The sequence below is a fragment of the Enterobacter sp. Sphag1F genome (assembly GCF_014193275.1).
Lineage (GTDB): Bacteria > Pseudomonadota > Gammaproteobacteria > Enterobacterales > Enterobacteriaceae > Pantoea > Pantoea symbiotica.
This window is the reverse complement of sequence record NZ_JACHZD010000002.1, coordinates 1,032,004-1,049,134: the sequence shown is the minus strand read 5'-3', so window position 1 is coordinate 1,049,134 and position 17,131 is coordinate 1,032,004. Positions and strand designations below refer to the sequence as shown.

Genomic DNA, 17,131 nt, shown 5'->3' with positions numbered 1-17,131 from the left:
TCCGACGCGTGATGTTTAGACAGTGCGTGCGATTAATCCTAACTTTTGAGAGGAAGATCGTGCTCTAAAGGGAATTTATGCGACCAATCTGCTGTAAATATTTCCGCTTCACGGTCACGCTTTGCTACTCTCAAAAACCGGTTGTCTATTAATCCAGGAGGAGAAACTTGTGACCCATTATGGAAAAGCGCTACTGGTAACGGCCTTATTTGCCCTCAGCGCCTGCCAGTCCGCCAGCAAACCTGACACCAGCGCTGCTGCCAGCCACGATCCGGAAACCGATCAGTGCGGCGCATCGCAATATCAAAACTACGTTGGTCAGCCATTATCAACGCTCGACAGCAAACGCTTCGCGGTACCGGTGCGCGCCATTCCGTGGAATTCAGCGGTAACGATGGATTTCAATCTGCGTCGGGTGAATTTCGCGGCGGATCAAAGCGGTAAGATTTCCCGGGTGTACTGCGGATAACACTAAAACGACATTGCATTGTCATCTGGCTGTCACAGCGCCGGGCGAGGATAACTGCGCACTACGGAGATTTCCTCGTCACTCTCGAATATGCAATGCTCGTCTTATTTCTTCCCGCTTCGGCGGGAATTTTTTTATCTTTCGGCCTATAAGGCTGATAGAGGAGTGATGATGAGAAAGAGTGCAAAATTGCTGCTGTTAACGCTGATGTTAAGCCCGCTGGCGCAGGCATCGAGCGAAGCGGCGTGGCAGCAAAACGACAAGAACATGCAGCAAAGCTGTCTCAAGGCCAGCGGCCTGAAGTCAGTGAAAGTGGTGGGCAAGCCGATTCAGTATGACGATAGCGTGGGCTTTGATGCGCTACTGCTGGAAGGTCGCTATCCGCAAAAACATATGAAGAACCAGGTCGGGCGCGAACTCTGCCTGTACCAGCGTCAAAGCGGTAAGGCGTTTGTCAGCGAAGCCGACCATCTGCGTACGGTAAAATAATGGCGTGGGCCGCTAGTTCTGCGGCCCCGATTCCAGCAGTTTTGCCAGTAAGTTGCGATAGCTTTGCAGCTGCTGTTCATCCCCTTCAAATTCCAGCTTATCAATCACGCGCGCAATAATCGCTTTGCTGGTGGCAGGCTGTCCGTCATCCATCAGTTCGCGCATAATCGCCGCTAACATGTCGCTCTCATGCGGTGCATGCCAGGCTGGGCTATTGAAGTAGTCGGTAATCGCCCGACTGGCGCTGTTTGGCTGGGTTCTCATAGCTGACCTCCGCAGAGACAACGATGCCCACCGCCGGATAATGGCAGCATGGGGAAATAAAGGTTAATCATGCGGACTGTCCAGAACAGACAGCGCGTCGCCAGTGATGACTGGTGGTTTTTTAAACATAGATGCGGTGTGGAATATTGTCAGTAACGTGTAGACATATTTTTTCACGTTTGCCTGCAGTAGCGATGCGCTTATCTTGCGGCAATCATTGTTTCAGCACATAAAGACACTAAAAAACGGCCCTCTGACATGATTTGCTGTGAGCAGAATCACGCTCGACAGTGTAAAACTGCGTTTTTTCGCCCATGCCATGTTTTGCCGTCCGGTAATGTTATGAGATTGTTAGACTGAACCCTCGTTTCATTCTTCTGATGCCCGCGCCCATGTTACGCTCCATCGAGTCCTGGAAAGTTAATCTGATATCCGTCTGGTTTGGCTGCTTTTTTACCGGCCTCGCCATCAGTCAGATCATTCCCTTCCTGCCGCTGTACGTTGAAGAACTCGGGATTCGTGGCGGTAACGCGCTCAGCGTTTGGTCTGGACTCACTTTCAGCGTCACCTTCATTGTTTCTGCCGCCGTCGCGCCGTTGTGGGGCAGCCTTGCCGACCGCAAAGGGCGCAAGCTGATGCTGCTGCGCGCCTCGTTCGGCATGGGCGCGGTGATTCTGCTGCAGGCGTTTGTCACCCAGGCGTGGCAGCTATTGCTGCTGCGCGCGCTAATGGGCCTCACTTCCGGCTATATTCCCAATGCGATGGCGCTGGTGGCGGCGCAAGTACCGCGCGAACGCAGCGGCTGGGCGCTGAGCTGTGTCTCCACCGGGCAGATCAGCGGCGTAATCCTCGGGCCGATGATTGGCGGTTTGCTGGCGGACTGGCTCGGTTTGCGCATGGTGTTTATCGTTACCGCCGTGCTGCTGATGGTGAGCTTCCTCGTCACCTTGTTCCTGATAAAAGAGACCGGTTATACGCCGGTCAGCAAGCAGGACAAGTTGAGCGGGCGAGAAGTGTTTCGTAGCCTCGATAATCCGCGCTTAATGATCTGCCTGTTCTTCACCACCATGGTGATTCAGATGTGCAACGGTTCGGTGAATCCGATCCTGACGCTGTTTGTGCGCGAGCTGGCACCGAATGCGCAGAACATTGCGTTTCTCAGCGGGGTGATTGCCGCGCTGCCGGGCGTATCGGCGCTGATCTCCGCGCCACGGCTGGGTAAACTTGGCGATCGTATTGGCACGCAACGCATTCTGATCGCCACCATGATTGTGTCGTTGCTACTGCTGGTGGCGATGTCGTTTGTCACCAGCGCGACGCAGTTGGGCGTGCTGCGCTTCCTGCTGGGATTTGCCGATGGCGCGATGATGCCGGCGGTGCAAACGCTGCTGGTGCGGCATTCACGCGATAACGTCACCGGGCGTATTTTCGGCTACAACCAATCGTTTATGTATCTGGGGAATGTGGCAGGTCCGCTGCTGGGTGCGGCGGTATCGGCGGCAACCGGCTATCGCTGGGTGTTCTTCGCCACGGCGATGGTGGTGTTGGTCAACGTGATCTTCCTGCGCCGTTTCTATCGCCGCCCGAAAACCACGCTGACTCCACCTTTAAGCCAGCGTGACAGTGTGGAAAAACCTACTGACGCAACGTCAGCGCGTAGTGCCAGCGCTGCTGAGAAAGCAAAAACTCCGGGCTAACGCTGGGACTCCATGAATCGTCACCGCCGACGCCCATATGGAAGCCGTCGAGGTGCAGCCAGCAGCCATCCTCTGGTTGCAATAAGTGGCGATGCGAGGTTTCACGCAGCTGTTCAAGGCTGTAGCGACTGAGCGAGAAGGCGAAGTCGCCGCTCACCTGCAAGCCATTGCTTTGTAACTGACGCGTGCCGCAGCGCAAGCCATTTTCACCGGGGAACACATACGCGGTGCTGAGTGCCGCCAGCGGCAGTTGCCAGCGTGAGAACTGCGCCGCCAGTTGGCGATCCGGATAGTTCTCGTGCGGGCCTAAACCGAGCCAGCTCACCTGCTGCGGCGACTTGACCAGTTGGCAGCGCAGTCCGATGCGTGCCGGCGGCGGCAGACCGGCGGCCTGTTCCACATTGATGCTGATGGACAACTCGCCGTTAGCATTGATTTGATAGCGTTTGTGGCTGGTGAAAGCCAGTTGCCCGTTAGCGTGCCACTGATGCCAGGTTTCAATCAGCACGCTATGTTTCAGGCTGTCGACCTGCATATCCACCAACACCGCATCCAACTCATCGTAGCCCGCACGCTTCCAGCGCTCGACCCACGCATTGGGATCAACATTGGCGGCTTCGCTGGTGCCGATATCATTATCAATCGGCGCACGAATAAAGCACTCCTGCAGCGGCGTGAGCAGCGTTTCTTCATCATCGACAAACCATTGCACCAGCTCGCCGCTGCGGCGCGAGAAGTGCCAGCGCTGCTGCGGCAGCACCACCGCCACCAGATCGTGATTGGCGATCAGTTCTGGCGCGGTAACACCGGTCTCTACAACGCGCAACGGCAGCGCAGCGGGCAGCGGCCACTGATCCCAGGCAACGCGCGCATCCGCTTCGGACCACGGCGTGGCGTTGACCTGATGCACCGCGAGATTCAGCCACGCGTTGCCCTGCAAATCGTCACTGGCCGGCAGCGTAAACGTCTGTCTGCCTTGTGCGGCGAGATCGAGTGGCAGTTCACCGCTGACGATGGCAACGCCATCCTGCTCGATCGACCAGCGCAGCACTTCGTTATCGCTGCGGCGGAACAGATATTCGCTGCTGACGGTAAAGCGATACGGCTCGTTAGCGTCACGCTGAAACTGGAAGAACTGCTGCGCGCGCTGGGCTTCAAACAGCGCCGGATGCGGGGAGCGGTCGGCAAAAACCAGCCCGTTCATGCAGAACTGGCGATCGTTCGGCGTATCGCCAAAATCACCGCCGTAGGCTTGCCAGGCTTCGCCGTTGTCGTCATAGCGCGTCAGGCTTTGATCGACCCAATCCCAGACGAAGCCGCCCTGCAAGCGCGGGAACTGGCGGAACGCATGCCAGTATTTAGCGAAGCCGCCAAAGCTGTTACCCATTGCGTGCGCATATTCGCACAGGATCAGTGGACGCGTTTCGCCCGGCAGACCAATCCACTTTTTCAGCGACCACTTGGGTACCGCCGGGAAAGGCTGATCCTGATCGACGCGCGCGTACATCGGGCAGACGATATCGGTGGCGGCCGTGTTGGCGCCGCCGCCTTCGTACTGCACCGGACGCGTTGGATCGCTGCTTTTCACCCATTGATAGAGCGCATCATGCGTGCTGCCGTGACCGGATTCGTTGCCCAGAGACCAGATAATGATGCAGGCATGATTGCGGTCGCGCTGCACCATGCGCGTGACGCGCTCGCTGTAGGCGGCGAACCAGCGCGGATCGTTGGAGAGACGGTTCATCGGCTGCATGCCGTGCGTTTCGATATTGGCTTCATCCACCACATACAAACCGTATTGATCGCACAGGCGATACCACAGCGGATGATTGGGATAGTGCGCGCAACGCACGGCGTTGAAGTTGTGGCGTTTCATCAGCTCGATGTCGCGGCGCATACTGGCTTCATCCACCACCTGACCGTTTTCCGGGTGATGTTCATGGCGGTTCACACCGCGAATCAGCAGCGGCTTGCCGTTCAGGCACAGTTGACCCTGTTCAATGCTGACGCGGCGGAAACCGACGTCATAAGCTTCGGCTTCGAGCACGTTGCCATTTTCATCCAGCAGCGTCACCACCGCGCGATAGAGATGCGGCGTTTCGGCGCTCCACAGCAGCGGCTGGTTGACCGGCAAAACCAGCAGGGCGCGTTCAGGATAATGTCCGCGCTCGTCGATGATTTCGCTGCCGGGTGCCTGTTCCTGCTCGCCAATGCAGTTCTCGCCGCGCCACAAGCTGACGCGCAAGCGGCATTGCGCGGGCTGACGATCGCCAGCGTGGATTTTGACGCTAACGCGCAGATCGCCGCGCAGGTATTCCGGGCTCAGCGCGGTTTCTATCTGCACATCGGCCAGTTGCGTTTCCGGCTTATGTAGCAAGCTGACATCGCGGAAGATACCGCTCATGCGCCACATATCCTGATCTTCCAGATAGCTGCCATCGCTCCAGCGCAACACCATCACGGCTAAACGGTTCTGGCCGGGCTGCAGCGCCTTGCTGAGGTCAAACTCGGCGGGCAGGCGACTGTCCTGCGAATAGCCGATCCACTGGCCGTTACACCACAGGAAGAAGGCCGAATTCACGCCATCGAAGATAATGCGCGTCTGGCCCTGTTGCAGCCAGTTGTCGTCAACTTTGAATGTGAGCGAGTAACATCCAGTAGGATTCTCTTGCGGCACTAAAGGCGGTGTGACCGGAATCGGGTACTGCACGTTGGTATAAATCGGCGCGTCAAAGCCGTGCAACTGCCAGTTAGCGGGCACCGGCAGGGCATCGGCGCCGGGCAGATCCTGCAGCAGCCAACTTTGTGGCACCGCTTCAGGCTGCGTGAAGTAGCTGAAGGTCCATTGGCCGTTCAATGACTGGCGCGAAGGCGAAGGGCGATCGTCGCGCGCGCTGGTTTCATCGCGCCAGCTGGCAAACGGCGGATGCGCATCCAATCGGTTCAGGCTGGTGATCACCGGGTTTTCCCAGTCACGACGCGCCAGAATTTCACTCAGGGAAACAGCAGATAAGCTCATGATGAGATCTCATTTATTGTAATGCGCTCACATTGCGCGAAATTGCACCGGCTGTAAAGCGCTAGACAGCAATTATGCGCAGCGCGATGGCATCAATCGACGCCGCCTGTGTGGTGTTTTTGCTGCTTTAGTGCCAGTGAATTGTTAAGCGTGGTGAGCAGAGATGAATAGCGCCGTGTTGCGGAGAATTCTGTATTGTCGCGCCCGATGCGGCCTCATACACTCAGCCCGATTTCACCATTCCGAGGTAATTATGGTCCGTATTATTAAAATCGCCGCAGTTGTGGCACTGGTCACCGCGCTGAGCGGTTGTATTTTCCCACCTCCGGGCGGCGGCGGTTGGGGCGGCGGTCATGGTGGTGGCGGTCCGGGACGCGGCTTTATGGGGCCTCATTAATACCCGTCATACTTCAAGCTGCAGGTGCGTTGGCGGCGTGCATTCACCTTCAGTCACTTACTGAAGTAAGCTCCTGAGGATGATCGCAATTGCCGCCTTCCTGCAACTCGAATTATTTAGGGTATAGGTAAGCGAAACGTTTCAATAAATCTTTAAACGTCCAGTGAAACGTTTCGCTATTACATATTGAAATCTAGCCGGTTTTTTTATTCTGCCGTTTGGCTATTTTTTTCTGAAAACCCTTAAAAATCCTTGTTGTTTTATTCAGCGCAATGCTAACGTCTGTTTTTCTTCTCTCATTGAGCTTGTCGCATGAAAAACCTGATTGCGGAACTCCTTCTAAAGCTGGCTGAAAAAGAAGAAGAGTCTAAAGAATTAGTGGTTCAGGTTGAGGCGTTAGAAATCGTGTTAACCGCGATGCTGCGCAAACTGAATCCCGAACAATTCCACGACATTGAGGCTGCTATTAAATTAGCTATGCCGCCCGTCGCTCCCGCTGCTGAAACGCCCGATACCACCATGCTGCGTAATTACGTAGAGAAGTTGCTGCATCATCCCCGCGTTTGACGGCTATCGCCTGTTTTTTCAGGCGAATGTCATTATCGATTTCTCGTATTTGCTTATTCCGTGCCATGCTTAGGTGGCAATAATGCTATGGAGAATCCGGTAATGAAATCGTGTCTTTTGGCAATAATGACAGCAGGCTTGCTGATCGCAGGCGGTGCGAGTGCGGCTGAGAAAACTGCACAGCAGGAAAAAATGACCATGTGTAACCAGAGTGCCGGTACACAAAATCTGAAAGGTGATGCGCGTAAAAGCTTTATGAGTGACTGTCTGAAAAAAGACAGCAAAATGGGCAATATGACGCCGCAACAAATGAAGATGAAAACCTGTAATGCTGATGCGGGCGATAAAAAGCTCACCGGCGATGCACGTAAAACGTTTATGAGTTCGTGCCTGAAGAAAAGCTGATTTAATTAACGGTTAGCCTCGTCGTTTTAAATCGAGCCTGCGAGAAAAGTAATAAGGGTTCATGTTTAACGTGAACCCTTTTTTTATTGCTGTAAGCTGCAGCGCAGTGGTATTCAATTTTACTTATCACGTCAGAGGAAAAACTCATATCAGGATCCTCATCACAAAACTGCACCGATAACGCTGCCAGGATGCTTTAGTCCTAAATAATGACTAATTATTCTAAACGCCTAATCCCCGCGAAGCCGGACCGTTCGTTGGGCAGCCTTTACCTGTGGAGTCTGCTATGAATGTGCTTGATTATGCTGTGATGGCGCTTTATGCGCTGATGATTGTGGCTATAACCTTGTGGGCGATGCGCAAGGTGGGCAGCACGCGTGATTTCTTTGCCGCCGGCGGCAAAATGCCGTGGTGGCTGTCGGGCGTGTCGCATCATATGTCGGGCTACAGCGCGGCGGTGTTTGTCGCCTATGCGGCGGTGGCCTACAACATGGGCATCACCATCTATTTTTGGTGGGCGTTTCCCATCGCTATCGCGGTGTTGATCGGTTCACGCCTGTTCGCGCCGCGCTGGGCGCGCTTGCGTATCTATATGAACATCGAATCGCCGATGGAATATCTCGCCACGCGCTACAACCTGCCCACGCAAATGGTGCTGGCGTGGAGCGGGGTGCTGCTGAAAACTTTTGACGTCGGTGCGAAGTGGGCGGCGATTGCGGTGATTATTAACGTCTTCACCGGACTCGATCCGTTGATCGGCATCTGTGTTTCCGGCGCGCTGAGTTTGTTTTACACCGTGATGGGCGGATTGTGGGCAGATGCCTGTAACGATTTCGGCCAGTTCGTGGTGCAGTTTGTCGCCGCGATTGTGATGGTGGTTGCGGTGGCGGTACATCTCGGCGGTTTTGCTGAGCTGTTCACCATCTGGGAGAAGCTGCCGTCAACCCACACGCAGATTATTCAGGAGCCGTACAGCATCGGCTTTATTCTCGCCTATTTTGTCATCTACACGCTGAGCTACAACGGCGGCACCTGGAATCTGGCACAGCGCTTTATTGCCGCGCCCGCTGGCCGCGATGCGCGCAAAGCAGCACGCCTCTCCGCCGCGCTCTATCTGATCTGGCCGCTGATTCTGTTCTGGCCAATGTGGGCGGCGCCGCTTTTGTTCCCAAATCTCAGCGATCCGTCGCGATCCTATTCGATGATGGCGATGGAACTGCTGCCGAATGGCTTAGTCGGTTTGGTGCTGGTGGCGATGTTTACTCACACGCTGTCGATGACCTCTTCGGATGCCAACGCCATTACTGCCGTGGTGACGCGCGATATCCTGCCCGGCATGCTGCCGAAACGCTTTCAGCGCGGTAAAAGCTCGCTGCTGGTGGCGCGGCTCACCGCTTTTCTCTTCATTATCACCACGCTGGTGATTGCCATGAACGCTAGCCATTTCGGTGGCGTGCTGTCGCTGCTGATCATCTGGTTTGGCGGCTTAGTCGGCCCGATCTCCATTCCGATGTTACTGGGTTTGCTGCCGGCGTTTCGTCGCAGTGGCAGCGCCGCCGCACTGGTGAGTTGGGCGATTGGCGTCGGCACCTTCTTCTGCGTGAAATTTATCTTTACCGATGTCAGCACCGCCACCGTGGTGGCCGCGCCGGTGATGTCTTCACTGGTGCTGTTCGTGGTGATGGGCTGGCTGCGCCGCGCGCCAGTGCGCCCGGAAGTGGATCAGCTGCTGAATGCACTCAATCAGGATCAGGATGCGCCCGCCGCACAGCGCTGGGCGCACAAAAGCAATATCTCTCAGGAGGGATAACATGACGTTATTACAACAGGGAACCCGAGATCGCTTACGCATCAAACGCTTCGCCAGCAGCGCGGCATTAGGTGCGGATGCGGCGCAGGATGTGGCTGCGTTTCTGCGTCAACGGCTGAGTGAACAGCATGTGGTGCGCATGGTGTTTGCCGCTGCGCCCTCGCAAAACGAGTTTCTCGCCGCGCTGGTTGCGGCTAAGGATATCGACTGGTCGCGCATTCACGCCTTCCATATGGATGAGTACATCGGGCTGGACGCGGATGCGCCGCAGCGCTTTAGTCACTTTTTACGCCAGAAACTGTTTGATGTGGTGCAGCCTGGCGAAGTCCACTTGATCCCATCTTGCGGCGATAAGGCAGAAATTTGTACGGATTACGCTGCAAAACTTAACACCGCACCGATTGATGCGGTGTGCCTCGGTATTGGCGAGAACGGCCATTTAGCCTTCAACGATCCGCCGGTGGCCGACTTCAGCGATCCTTTCACTGTGAAAGTAGTGCAGCTGGATGATGCCTGCCGCCAGCAGCAGGTCAACGATGGCTGTTTCGCCACTTTCGCTGCAGTACCGACCCATGCTGTGACGCTAACGATCCCCGCCTTGATGAGTGGATCGCGGTTGTTCTGCATGGTGCCGGGCGCCACTAAACGCGCAGCGGTGCGGGCAACGCTTGATGATGCGATTTCTACTGCGTGTCCGGCGACGTGTTTGCGTCAGCATGCCGATTGCACGCTCTATACCGACAGCGATGCCTGCCCGGAGGTGACGTTTGACTAACCTCATTTTGCGCGGCCGCGATTACCGCACGTTGCAACCGATTGAGCTGGAAATTGATCACGGCACCATTATCGATGTGCGCGCGCTGAGCGAACTGGAAGAGGAGGTTATCCTCGCGCCGGGCTTGGTCGATCTGCAGGTCAACGGCTTTCAGGGCGTCGATTTCAACCATTTTCCCTTTAGCGAAGAGGATGTGCTGCACGCCACGCGCGCGCTGTGGCAGCAGGGCGTCACCAGTTTTTTGCCGACGGTGATCACCGCCATGCCGGAGGAGATTGCGCAGGCAATGCAGCGACTCGCCAGCGCCTGCCAGCATCATCCTGACGTGGCGCGCGCCGTGCCTGGTTTTCATCTGGAAGGACCGTTTTTGTCGCCTGAAGATGGGCCGCGCGGTGCCCATCCGCGCGAGGCGATTCGCGCACCGGATATCGCGCTGTTCGACAGCTGGCAGCAAGCGGCTCAGCAGCATATTCGCCTGCTGACGCTGTCACCGGAATGGCCGCACAGCGATGCGCTGATTAAGCATTGTGTGGCGCAGCAGGTGCGCGTCGCCATTGGGCACACTTCCGCTACGCCAGAGCAAATTCATGCGGCGGTTGACGCGGGTGCCACGCTCTCCACTCATCTCGGCAACGGCGCGCATCTGCAACTGCCGCGCCATCCCAATTACATCTGGCAGCAGCTGGCTGAAGATGCGCTGACGGCTACCTTGATTGCCGATGGCGATCATCTGCCGGCGGACGTGTTGAAAGTGTTTCTGCGTGCCAAAGGCGAGCAGGCGCTGCTGGTCAGTGACGTCACTTCGTTTGCCGGGCAGCCGCCGGGCATCTATGACACCGCGATTGGCGGCCGCGTGCAGCTCAGCGCCAGCGGACGCCTGAGCATCGCCGATACGCCGCAACTGCTGGCGGGATCGGCGCGGAGTTTACTTGATGGCGTGAATTTCCTGCTGCGTCAGCAGCTGGCGACGCTGGCGCAGGCGATTGAGATGGCCTCCATACGTCCGGCGCGCCAGCTCAATCTGCCGCAGCAGCAAGGTTTAGCCTGCGGCGCTCCCGCCGATGTGTTGCTGCTTGCTGCTCAGCCCGATGGCAGCGTGGCGTTACGCGGCTGTGTGAAGCAAGGCGCTGCGGTGTGGAGTGAAAACGCAGATTATCTTTAGCGATTAAACAACGACTTACCTCTCGCTGCGCTTTGTTGTTGCGGACAAATCACCATGCTTTGCCAGGCTTACTCTTTGTAGGGATTTGCTGTTTACATCAAAAACCAGAAGAAAGGAGGCCTAACGTGAGCTATCAAACTGTCGTGGAACTCAAGTCGCTGGCGCAGCGCAAACCTACCAAATTTACCGTCGGCGACACCGATGTGGTGTTGATTCGTGATGATGAGCGTGTGCAGGCGTTTCAGGCCAAATGTCCGCACGCCGGTGCGCCGTTAGAGCAGGGCGCAGTGTGTGGCGACAAGCTGATCTGTCCGTGGCACAAAGCGGTATTTCAGCTGCAGGATGGGCAGATGTGCGAGCCGCTGGCGCTGGCGAATCTGAAGCGTTATCCGGTGCGCATTGAACAGGGTAAAGTGCTGGTTAGCCCGCAGGCGATGTCGCCCGCCAGTGCGCCTTCTGCACAAGGCGAGTCGCCGGTTTGCGTGATTCTCGGCTCGGGTGCGGCGGGCAGCGCGGCGATCTGGACGCTGCGCGATGAAGGTTTTAGCGGGCACATCGTGCTGATTGAGCGGGAATCGGCTGCGCCTTACGATCGCACCGCGCTGAGCAAATTTGTGCCATCAGGCAAAATGGCGATTGAAGATGTACCGAAGCTGCTGAAGCAGGATGTGCTGGGCACGGTGGAACGGATTCAGGGCGATGTCGAGCAGCTCAAAGCACTTGAGCAAACGCTGATCCTCAAAGGCGGCCAGCAGGTGAAGTTTGACCAACTGCTGATTGCCAGCGGCAGCGTGCCGCAACCGCTGGATATACCGGGTAAAGATCTTGAGGGCGTGCATCTGCTGCGTTCGCTCAATCAGGCCGATGAACTGTTAAAGGAAGTCGATAAGACCGAGCAGTTGGTGATTATCGGCAACAGCTTTATTGGCATGGAGATGGCGGGATCGCTGCGTAATCGTGATGTTGATGTCACGGTGATTGCGCGCCATCCGCTGCCGTTTGCTAAACAGTTTGGCGAAGAAATTGGCCGCCATTTTTACGATCTGCATCGCAGCAACGGCGTGAAGTTTGTCGAAGGCGATCCGGTGGCGCTGGAAGGCGAGGGCAAAGTGAAAGCCGTGCGCCTGAAAAGTGGCAAAAAAGTCGATGCCAGTTTGGTGCTGTTTGGTACTGGTGTGGTGCCGGCGACATCATTCATCCACGATCTGCCGCTGGAAGAGGATGGCAGTTTGCTCACCGACAGCCAGCTGCGCGTAGCCGATAACATCTGGGTGGCCGGTGATATCGCCAGTTATCCGTCGGTGCATGGCCCACAACGCATTGAGCACTATCGCGTGGCGCATCAACAAGGACGCATCGCGGCGATGAATATGTTAGGCAAACAGATTCTGTATGACCGCGTGCCGTTCTTCTGGACTGCGCATTACGGGACGCGTTATGAGTATTTAGGGCATGCGGAAGAGTGGGATAATTACCGGCTGCTGGGATCGCTGCAGAATAAGCAGTTTATCGCTTTCTATTGTCAGGAAGGGATGATTGCGGCGGTATGTTCTGCCGGACTGTATACGCTGACGGCAGCGCTGGTGCAGGAGATGCAGCAGCCCATGACGCTGGCGCAGGGTATTGCGTTGTATGAGGCATATCAGGGGTAGAATCGGTGTTCAAAGGTCGCCATGAATGGCGACCCTACAACTACGATCACTGCTTACTCAACGCCTCTGACTTCGCCATACACTGCTGCATCGCGTTAATCACCGCCGCGCGGAAGCCTTTCTCTTCCAGCACTTTCACCGCTTCGATGGTGGTGCCGCCTGGCGAGCACACCATATCTTTTAGCTCGCCCGGATGCTTACCGGTTTCCAGCACCATCTGCGCCGAGCCTTTTACCGCCTGCGCCGCGAACTGATATGCCTGCGCACGCGGCATGCCGCCGAGCACCGCTGCATCGGCCATCGCTTCGATAAACATAAACACATACGCTGGCGCTGAACCGCTCACGCCAACCACCGCGTGAATCAGGTATTCATTCACCACCGCCGCTTTGCCGAAGCTCTCGAAAATCCCCACCACTTCATCCACTTCATGCGCTTCCACCAGCACGTTTGGCGTCACGGAGGTCATGCCTTCGTTCACCAGCGAGGGCGTATTGGGCATCACGCGGATGATTTTGCGATCGTGGCCGAGCACCGACGCCAGAGAATCCAGCGTCACGCCTGCCGCAATCGAGACCACCAGCACATCTTTCTTCAGCTGGCCGGCAAGATCTTTCAGCACTTTGAGAATCACATTAGGTTTCACCGCGCCAAACAGGATATCTACTTCACGCGCCAGACTTTCCACGCTATCTGCAGCGGTCACGCCATACTGCTGCGCCATCGCCTGATTGGTGGCGGGCTTACGGTCGAATACCCAGATATTGGCGGGGGCGATCTGCCCGCTGTTGACCAGTCCGCTAATAATGGCTTTCGCCATATTGCCGCAGCCGACAAACCCGATTTTCTTCTCCAGCATCGCTTTATCCTCTAAGTGGTTCATTTTCTGTGGGGGTAAGCTTACGTCAGCAGGGATTAATAACAAGGCGGGCGGCCAGCAAAAACAGTTGCGATTCTGCCGCAGCACGGCAAGATCAGCCTCATTGCCGGTTAAGAAGGATTCATCATGTCGATTTGGGTTGATGCAGATGCCTGTCCCAATGTCATCAAAGAAGTGCTGTACCGCGCGGCCGAGCGCACCAAAGTTACCGTGACTTTTGTCGCCAACCAGCCGCTGCGCGTGCCGCCGTCGCCGTGGCTGAAAACGCTACAGGTCGCTGCGGGGTTTGATGTGGCGGATAACGAGATTGTGAAACGGGTGCAGCCTGGCGAGCTGGTGATCACCGGCGATATTCCGCTGGCGGCGGAAGTGCTGGAGAAGGGTGCTGCGGCGTTGAATCCGCGCGGAGAACGTTACTCGACAGACACTATTCGTCAGCGCTTAACTATGCGTGACTTTATGGAGACGATGCGCGCCAGCGGGATTCAGAGTGGCGGCCCGTCGACCTTAAGCCAACGCGACCGCCAATTGTTTGCTAACGAACTGGATAAGTGGTTACGTCAGCGCTAATCAGACGAAGCTGTCATCGTCATCGTAGTCACCGCCAAAATCGCCGAAATCATTGTTATCCGCAACGTTGTTATCCCAACCCGAATTATCGTTGTTGAGGAACGCGTTGTTGCTGTCGTTGCCATTAAAGGTGTCGAGGCTGTTATCCACCTGCGGCAGCGCCGGTTCGTTGATGATGTTAACGATCTCTTCCGGCTGTGAATGGTGGAACATGCTGGTCAGCATATCCGCCATCACCACGCCGCCCGCCACACCAACTGCCGTTTGCAACGCGCCGCCGAGGAAACCGGTGCCGCGTGCCGCTGGTGCGGCATATTGCTGTTGTGGCGGTGGCGCATACTGCTGTTGCGGTTGCGGCGGTGGATTACCCCACGCCGGTTGCTGTTGCGCTGCCGGGCGCGATCCGCCACCAAACAGGCTTGAGAGAAAACCGCCGCTGCTCTGCTGCGGTGCCTGTTGCTGCTGCGCCTGCGCCAGACGATTTTCCAGATCCGTAACCTGCGCGTTGAGTTTTTTCAACGCCGCTTCCTGAATCAGGATCGCCTGCGACATGTAATAAGGCGCGCCGGGCTGATTCTGTAAATGCTGTTTGATTAACTGCTCTGCGCCAGCATCACGCGGGCCGCTTTGCGTTTCAGCCTGTTTCAGTCGGCTGAACAGATTTTCAATAAGTTGTTGTTCTTCGCTTTGCATGGGGAACCCTCCTTTAAGGTATGCCTCATATATGAGGGCACGACTTGAGAAAGTAAATCAGCGGCCTGGTAAGGAAATGTTGGCCGCTGTTACATTTGGCCCGATGCACGATTCATGCATTGTTTTTCGCTGGCTTTTCAAACGGCTAGCTTAAGATGTGACTGAAATACGCGTAAATCGTGCCTCGCGGGTGGCTGATAAAATAAAATCCAGGTATTATGCGACGCATTATTGACCTGATGACGTTGCCCGCGCGGCACATTACGGCGGAGGATGAGCCCGGATGTCATTACCCATCTATCTGATCGGCGCACGCGGTTGCGGTAAAACCACAGTTGGCAAGGCGCTGTCACAAGCGCTGGGCTATGCCTTTAACGATACCGATCACTATCTGCAACTCACTACGCAACGCAGCGTGGCGGAGATTGTGGCGTCTGAAGGGTGGGATAGTTTCCGCGCCCGCGAAACGGAATCGCTGCGTGCGGTCACCGCGCCGAACACGGTCATCGCCACCGGCGGCGGCATGGTGTTAGCTGAAGTGAATTGTCGCTTTATGCGCGAACACGGCCAGGTGATTTGGCTGAATGCGCCCTCAGAAGTGCTGGCCGATCGTCTGGAACATCAGCCGGAAGCAGCGCAGCGTCCCACGTTAACCGGCCGCCCGATTGCCGAAGAGATGGGCGATATCCTGCGTGAGCGTGCCCATCTGTATCGTCAAACCGCGCATCATGAAGTCAACGCGATGCAATCGCCCGATCGCGTGGTTGAGCAAATTTTGCAATCGCTCTCTCTGGCGCGCGCCAGCTAAACCCTCAGATTTCTCTCTGTTTTTTTGCAGCGATCCTCAGTTGTCTATACTTAGCGTTAGGCAGAGGATCACCGCTGTCTGTGGACAACTGATAGAAGAGGGAAAACGATGCCAACTAAACCACCCTATCCGCGCGTCGCGCGTATTGTCGCCGTTGAAAAAGGTTCGGCGGATCAAACCGTCACCTGGTATGAATTACGTGCCGACCATCCCAAACCCGATACGTTAATCAGCGAACACAAAACCGAAGCTGAAGCGCAAGATGCAAAAGAGCGCTATGAAGATGCCGGTAAAGATTAACTTTACCCGTCATATTTCAAGCTGCCGGTGCGTTGGCTGCATGTGTTCACCCCAGTCACTTACCTAAGTAAGCTCCGGGGGATTCACACATTTGCCGCCTTCCTGCAGCTTGAACTATTTAGGGTAAAGAATCTCAGCCGAAAAACTGCAATATTCCAAAAAAGTTACACACTTTCCTGCTGAATATTTAACTCACCTGATTACGTCATTTATTTCCCACTTCACGCCGTATTTTATTCTGCCTTAAATTCCCTCAGAAACGTCCGGCTTAAAATTTGCGCTTGACCGCAAAAGCGTAGCGCTTTACTTTCTGGTTATTGATAGAGGAACTCAGTTCCATATAGTGAAACCAACGCCATGACCACACTCGAAAATGCCTCCGCCGTACTGAAGCTGTTTCAGCGCTTTGGCGTGACGCAGGGCCATCCCGGCTTAACCTTTACCGAAGTGGTGGATGCGTTGGGCTTGCCGAAAAGTACGGTATCGCGCCTGCTGGCGACCATGGAAAGTGAAGGCTTACTTGAGCGTGACACTGAAAGCCGCTGCTTCCAGATTGGTCGCGTGCTGCTGTCGGTGGCGGGTCACTATCTGTCGACGCCGTTAGTGGATAGCGCGTCGGCGCCGATGGCGCGTCTGGCGGCCAGCAGCGGCTGCATGGGCTATATCTCGGTGCTGGATGGTGACGATGTGCTGGTGATGCGCATGTATCACGGCCGTTTCTTCACCCAACTGGTGACGCCGCCGGGCACGCGCGTTTCATTAACCGGCACCTCGACCGGACGCGTGCTGTTGGCGCAGCTGAGTGATGAAGAAGTTCGCGATCGTTTTGCCAGCAACTGGCAGGCGGCGTCGATGAATTCGCCACTGAGCGTGGATGCGTTATGCAAAGAGTTAGCCGTGATTCGCCAGCAAGGCTGGGCACTGGCGCGCAACGAGACGCTGCCAGGCATCAGCTCGTTAGCGGTCGCGGTAACCAATAAACATCGCGGTGAAAGTGCCGCGCTTTGTCTCTCGTTTTTATCGCAAGAAGCGGCGCCCGGTTATCCGGAGATCCTGCTCAGCGAACTACGCGCAACGGCTGCACTGATGGCCGAAAAGTACGGCGCATAATCCTGTCCAAAACAGGAAACCCTATTTTAGTTTTGAAGGCGTTTATTCGCGCCACACCAGGGAA

General features: G+C 56.0%; 18 protein-coding genes. 14 read left to right on the top strand and 4 right to left on the bottom strand.

Translation table 11 applies throughout. The features are described from left to right. The first annotated feature begins 169 nt into the window (after window positions 1-169). Together FHW71_RS10435 and FHW71_RS10430 are read left to right on the top strand one after the other, a co-directional pair. The gene (locus tag FHW71_RS10435; RefSeq protein WP_179451736.1) at window positions 170-469 is read left to right on the top strand and encodes an I78 family peptidase inhibitor; all 300 of its coding nucleotides are present in this window, start codon (window positions 170-172) and stop codon (window positions 467-469) included. Window positions 470-640: 171 nt separating this feature from the next. Next, on the top strand, window positions 641-958 hold the full coding sequence (locus tag FHW71_RS10430; RefSeq protein ID WP_008106025.1) for a hypothetical protein: 318 nt from the start codon (window positions 641-643) through the stop codon (window positions 956-958). A 12-nt stretch (window positions 959-970) separates the two neighbouring features. Here the strand turns inward: FHW71_RS10430 and FHW71_RS10425 are convergent, their stop codons facing one another. Beyond that, on the bottom strand, window positions 971-1,222 hold the full coding sequence (locus FHW71_RS10425; RefSeq protein WP_008106027.1) for a biofilm development regulator YmgB/AriR family protein: 252 nt from the start codon (window positions 1,220-1,222) through the stop codon (window positions 971-973). A gap of 392 nt (window positions 1,223-1,614) precedes the next feature. On the opposite strand from FHW71_RS10425, the gene FHW71_RS10420 reads away from it, so the two are divergent. Further along, complete coding sequence (locus FHW71_RS10420; protein ID WP_179451735.1) at window positions 1,615-2,919, top strand: multidrug efflux MFS transporter; 1,305 nt, start codon at window positions 1,615-1,617, stop codon at window positions 2,917-2,919. On the opposite strand, the gene FHW71_RS10415 is transcribed toward FHW71_RS10420, so the two are convergent. Continuing rightward, window positions 2,858-5,938 (bottom strand): beta-galactosidase, encoded by a 3,081-nt coding sequence (locus tag FHW71_RS10415; protein WP_179451734.1) that lies wholly within the window; start codon window positions 5,936-5,938, stop codon window positions 2,858-2,860. The two genes, FHW71_RS10420 and FHW71_RS10415, sit on opposite strands and share 62 nt — an antisense overlap. A gap of 253 nt (window positions 5,939-6,191) precedes the next feature. Here FHW71_RS10415 and FHW71_RS10410 point away from each other — a divergent pair, with 253 nt between their 5' ends. The 7 genes from FHW71_RS10410 (at window position 6,192) to FHW71_RS10380 (ending at window position 12,706) form a co-directional block, all read left to right on the top strand. Then, a complete protein-coding gene (locus FHW71_RS10410) occupies window positions 6,192-6,335 on the top strand; it encodes a hypothetical protein (RefSeq protein ID WP_008106033.1) in 144 nt (47 codons plus the stop codon). A gap of 312 nt (window positions 6,336-6,647) precedes the next feature. Next, window positions 6,648-6,902, top strand: coding sequence for an anti-adapter protein IraP (gene iraP / locus FHW71_RS10405; RefSeq protein WP_008106035.1), 255 nt, complete (start codon window positions 6,648-6,650; stop codon window positions 6,900-6,902). 102 nt (window positions 6,903-7,004) lie between these two features. Then, window positions 7,005-7,307: a PsiF family protein gene (locus FHW71_RS10400; RefSeq protein WP_008106038.1), complete on the top strand. Its 303-nt coding sequence runs from the start codon at window positions 7,005-7,007 to the stop codon at window positions 7,305-7,307. 286 nt (window positions 7,308-7,593) lie between these two features. Continuing rightward, complete coding sequence (locus FHW71_RS10395; RefSeq protein WP_179451733.1) at window positions 7,594-9,117, top strand: sodium:solute symporter family protein; 1,524 nt, start codon at window positions 7,594-7,596, stop codon at window positions 9,115-9,117. Window position 9,118: 1 nt separating this feature from the next. Next, a complete protein-coding gene (locus FHW71_RS10390) occupies window positions 9,119-9,892 on the top strand; it encodes a glucosamine-6-phosphate deaminase (RefSeq protein ID WP_179451732.1) in 774 nt (257 codons plus the stop codon). Continuing rightward, window positions 9,885-11,054, top strand: a complete 1,170-nt coding sequence (locus FHW71_RS10385; RefSeq protein ID WP_179451731.1) for an amidohydrolase family protein — start codon at window positions 9,885-9,887, stop codon at window positions 11,052-11,054. The genes FHW71_RS10390 and FHW71_RS10385 overlap by 8 nt, the downstream gene beginning before the upstream one ends. A gap of 125 nt (window positions 11,055-11,179) precedes the next feature. Continuing rightward, window positions 11,180-12,706 carry an FAD-dependent oxidoreductase gene (locus FHW71_RS10380; protein ID WP_179451730.1) on the top strand — a complete coding sequence of 509 codons (1,527 nt, stop codon included), beginning with the start codon at window positions 11,180-11,182 and terminating at the stop codon, window positions 12,704-12,706. A gap of 46 nt (window positions 12,707-12,752) precedes the next feature. Here the strand turns inward: FHW71_RS10380 and proC are convergent, their stop codons facing one another. After that, complete coding sequence (gene proC / locus FHW71_RS10375; protein WP_064740399.1) at window positions 12,753-13,565, bottom strand: pyrroline-5-carboxylate reductase; 813 nt, start codon at window positions 13,563-13,565, stop codon at window positions 12,753-12,755. 147 nt (window positions 13,566-13,712) lie between these two features. Here proC and FHW71_RS10370 point away from each other — a divergent pair, with 147 nt between their 5' ends. After that, complete coding sequence (locus FHW71_RS10370) at window positions 13,713-14,156, top strand: YaiI/YqxD family protein (protein ID WP_008106050.1); 444 nt, start codon at window positions 13,713-13,715, stop codon at window positions 14,154-14,156. On the opposite strand, the gene FHW71_RS10365 is transcribed toward FHW71_RS10370, so the two are convergent. Then, window positions 14,157-14,849, bottom strand: coding sequence for a DUF2076 domain-containing protein (locus tag FHW71_RS10365; RefSeq protein WP_179451729.1), 693 nt, complete (start codon window positions 14,847-14,849; stop codon window positions 14,157-14,159). It abuts the gene before it with no gap. A 283-nt stretch (window positions 14,850-15,132) separates the two neighbouring features. Here FHW71_RS10365 and aroL point away from each other — a divergent pair, with 283 nt between their 5' ends. The 3 genes from aroL to FHW71_RS10350 all read left to right on the top strand — a co-directional run bounded on the left by aroL (window position 15,133) and on the right by FHW71_RS10350 (window position 17,067). Further along, entirely contained in the window at window positions 15,133-15,657 is a 525-nt protein-coding gene (aroL, locus tag FHW71_RS10360) for a shikimate kinase AroL (RefSeq protein WP_008106055.1), read from the top strand. 108 nt (window positions 15,658-15,765) lie between these two features. Then, complete coding sequence (locus FHW71_RS10355) at window positions 15,766-15,957, top strand: YaiA family protein (protein ID WP_008106056.1); 192 nt, start codon at window positions 15,766-15,768, stop codon at window positions 15,955-15,957. A 357-nt stretch (window positions 15,958-16,314) separates the two neighbouring features. Continuing rightward, a complete protein-coding gene (locus tag FHW71_RS10350; protein WP_179451728.1) occupies window positions 16,315-17,067 on the top strand; it encodes an IclR family transcriptional regulator in 753 nt (250 codons plus the stop codon). Window positions 17,068-17,131 lie beyond the last annotated feature (64 nt).

Bases quoted from the DNA above. Each gene is read 5' to 3' on its own strand.
- FHW71_RS10430 (WP_008106025.1), top strand. From the start codon at position 641: ATGAGAAAGAGTGCAAAATTGCTGCTGTTAACGCTGATGTTAAGCCCG.
- FHW71_RS10425 (WP_008106027.1), bottom strand. From the start codon at position 1,222: ATGAGAACCCAGCCAAACAGCGCCAGTCGGGCGATTACCGACTACTTC.
- FHW71_RS10420 (WP_179451735.1), top strand. From the start codon at position 1,615: ATGTTACGCTCCATCGAGTCCTGGAAAGTTAATCTGATATCCGTCTGG.
- FHW71_RS10415 (WP_179451734.1), bottom strand. From the start codon at position 5,938: ATGAGCTTATCTGCTGTTTCCCTGAGTGAAATTCTGGCGCGTCGTGAC.
- FHW71_RS10410 (WP_008106033.1), top strand. From the start codon at position 6,192: ATGGTCCGTATTATTAAAATCGCCGCAGTTGTGGCACTGGTCACCGCG.
- iraP (WP_008106035.1), top strand. From the start codon at position 6,648: ATGAAAAACCTGATTGCGGAACTCCTTCTAAAGCTGGCTGAAAAAGAA.
- FHW71_RS10400 (WP_008106038.1), top strand. From the start codon at position 7,005: ATGAAATCGTGTCTTTTGGCAATAATGACAGCAGGCTTGCTGATCGCA.
- FHW71_RS10395 (WP_179451733.1), top strand. From the start codon at position 7,594: ATGAATGTGCTTGATTATGCTGTGATGGCGCTTTATGCGCTGATGATT.
- FHW71_RS10390 (WP_179451732.1), top strand. From the start codon at position 9,119: ATGACGTTATTACAACAGGGAACCCGAGATCGCTTACGCATCAAACGC.
- proC (WP_064740399.1), bottom strand. From the start codon at position 13,565: ATGCTGGAGAAGAAAATCGGGTTTGTCGGCTGCGGCAATATGGCGAAA.
- FHW71_RS10370 (WP_008106050.1), top strand. From the start codon at position 13,713: ATGTCGATTTGGGTTGATGCAGATGCCTGTCCCAATGTCATCAAAGAA.
- FHW71_RS10365 (WP_179451729.1), bottom strand. From the start codon at position 14,849: ATGCAAAGCGAAGAACAACAACTTATTGAAAATCTGTTCAGCCGACTG.
- aroL (WP_008106055.1), top strand. From the start codon at position 15,133: ATGTCATTACCCATCTATCTGATCGGCGCACGCGGTTGCGGTAAAACC.
- FHW71_RS10355 (WP_008106056.1), top strand. From the start codon at position 15,766: ATGCCAACTAAACCACCCTATCCGCGCGTCGCGCGTATTGTCGCCGTT.
- FHW71_RS10350 (WP_179451728.1), top strand. From the start codon at position 16,315: ATGACCACACTCGAAAATGCCTCCGCCGTACTGAAGCTGTTTCAGCGC.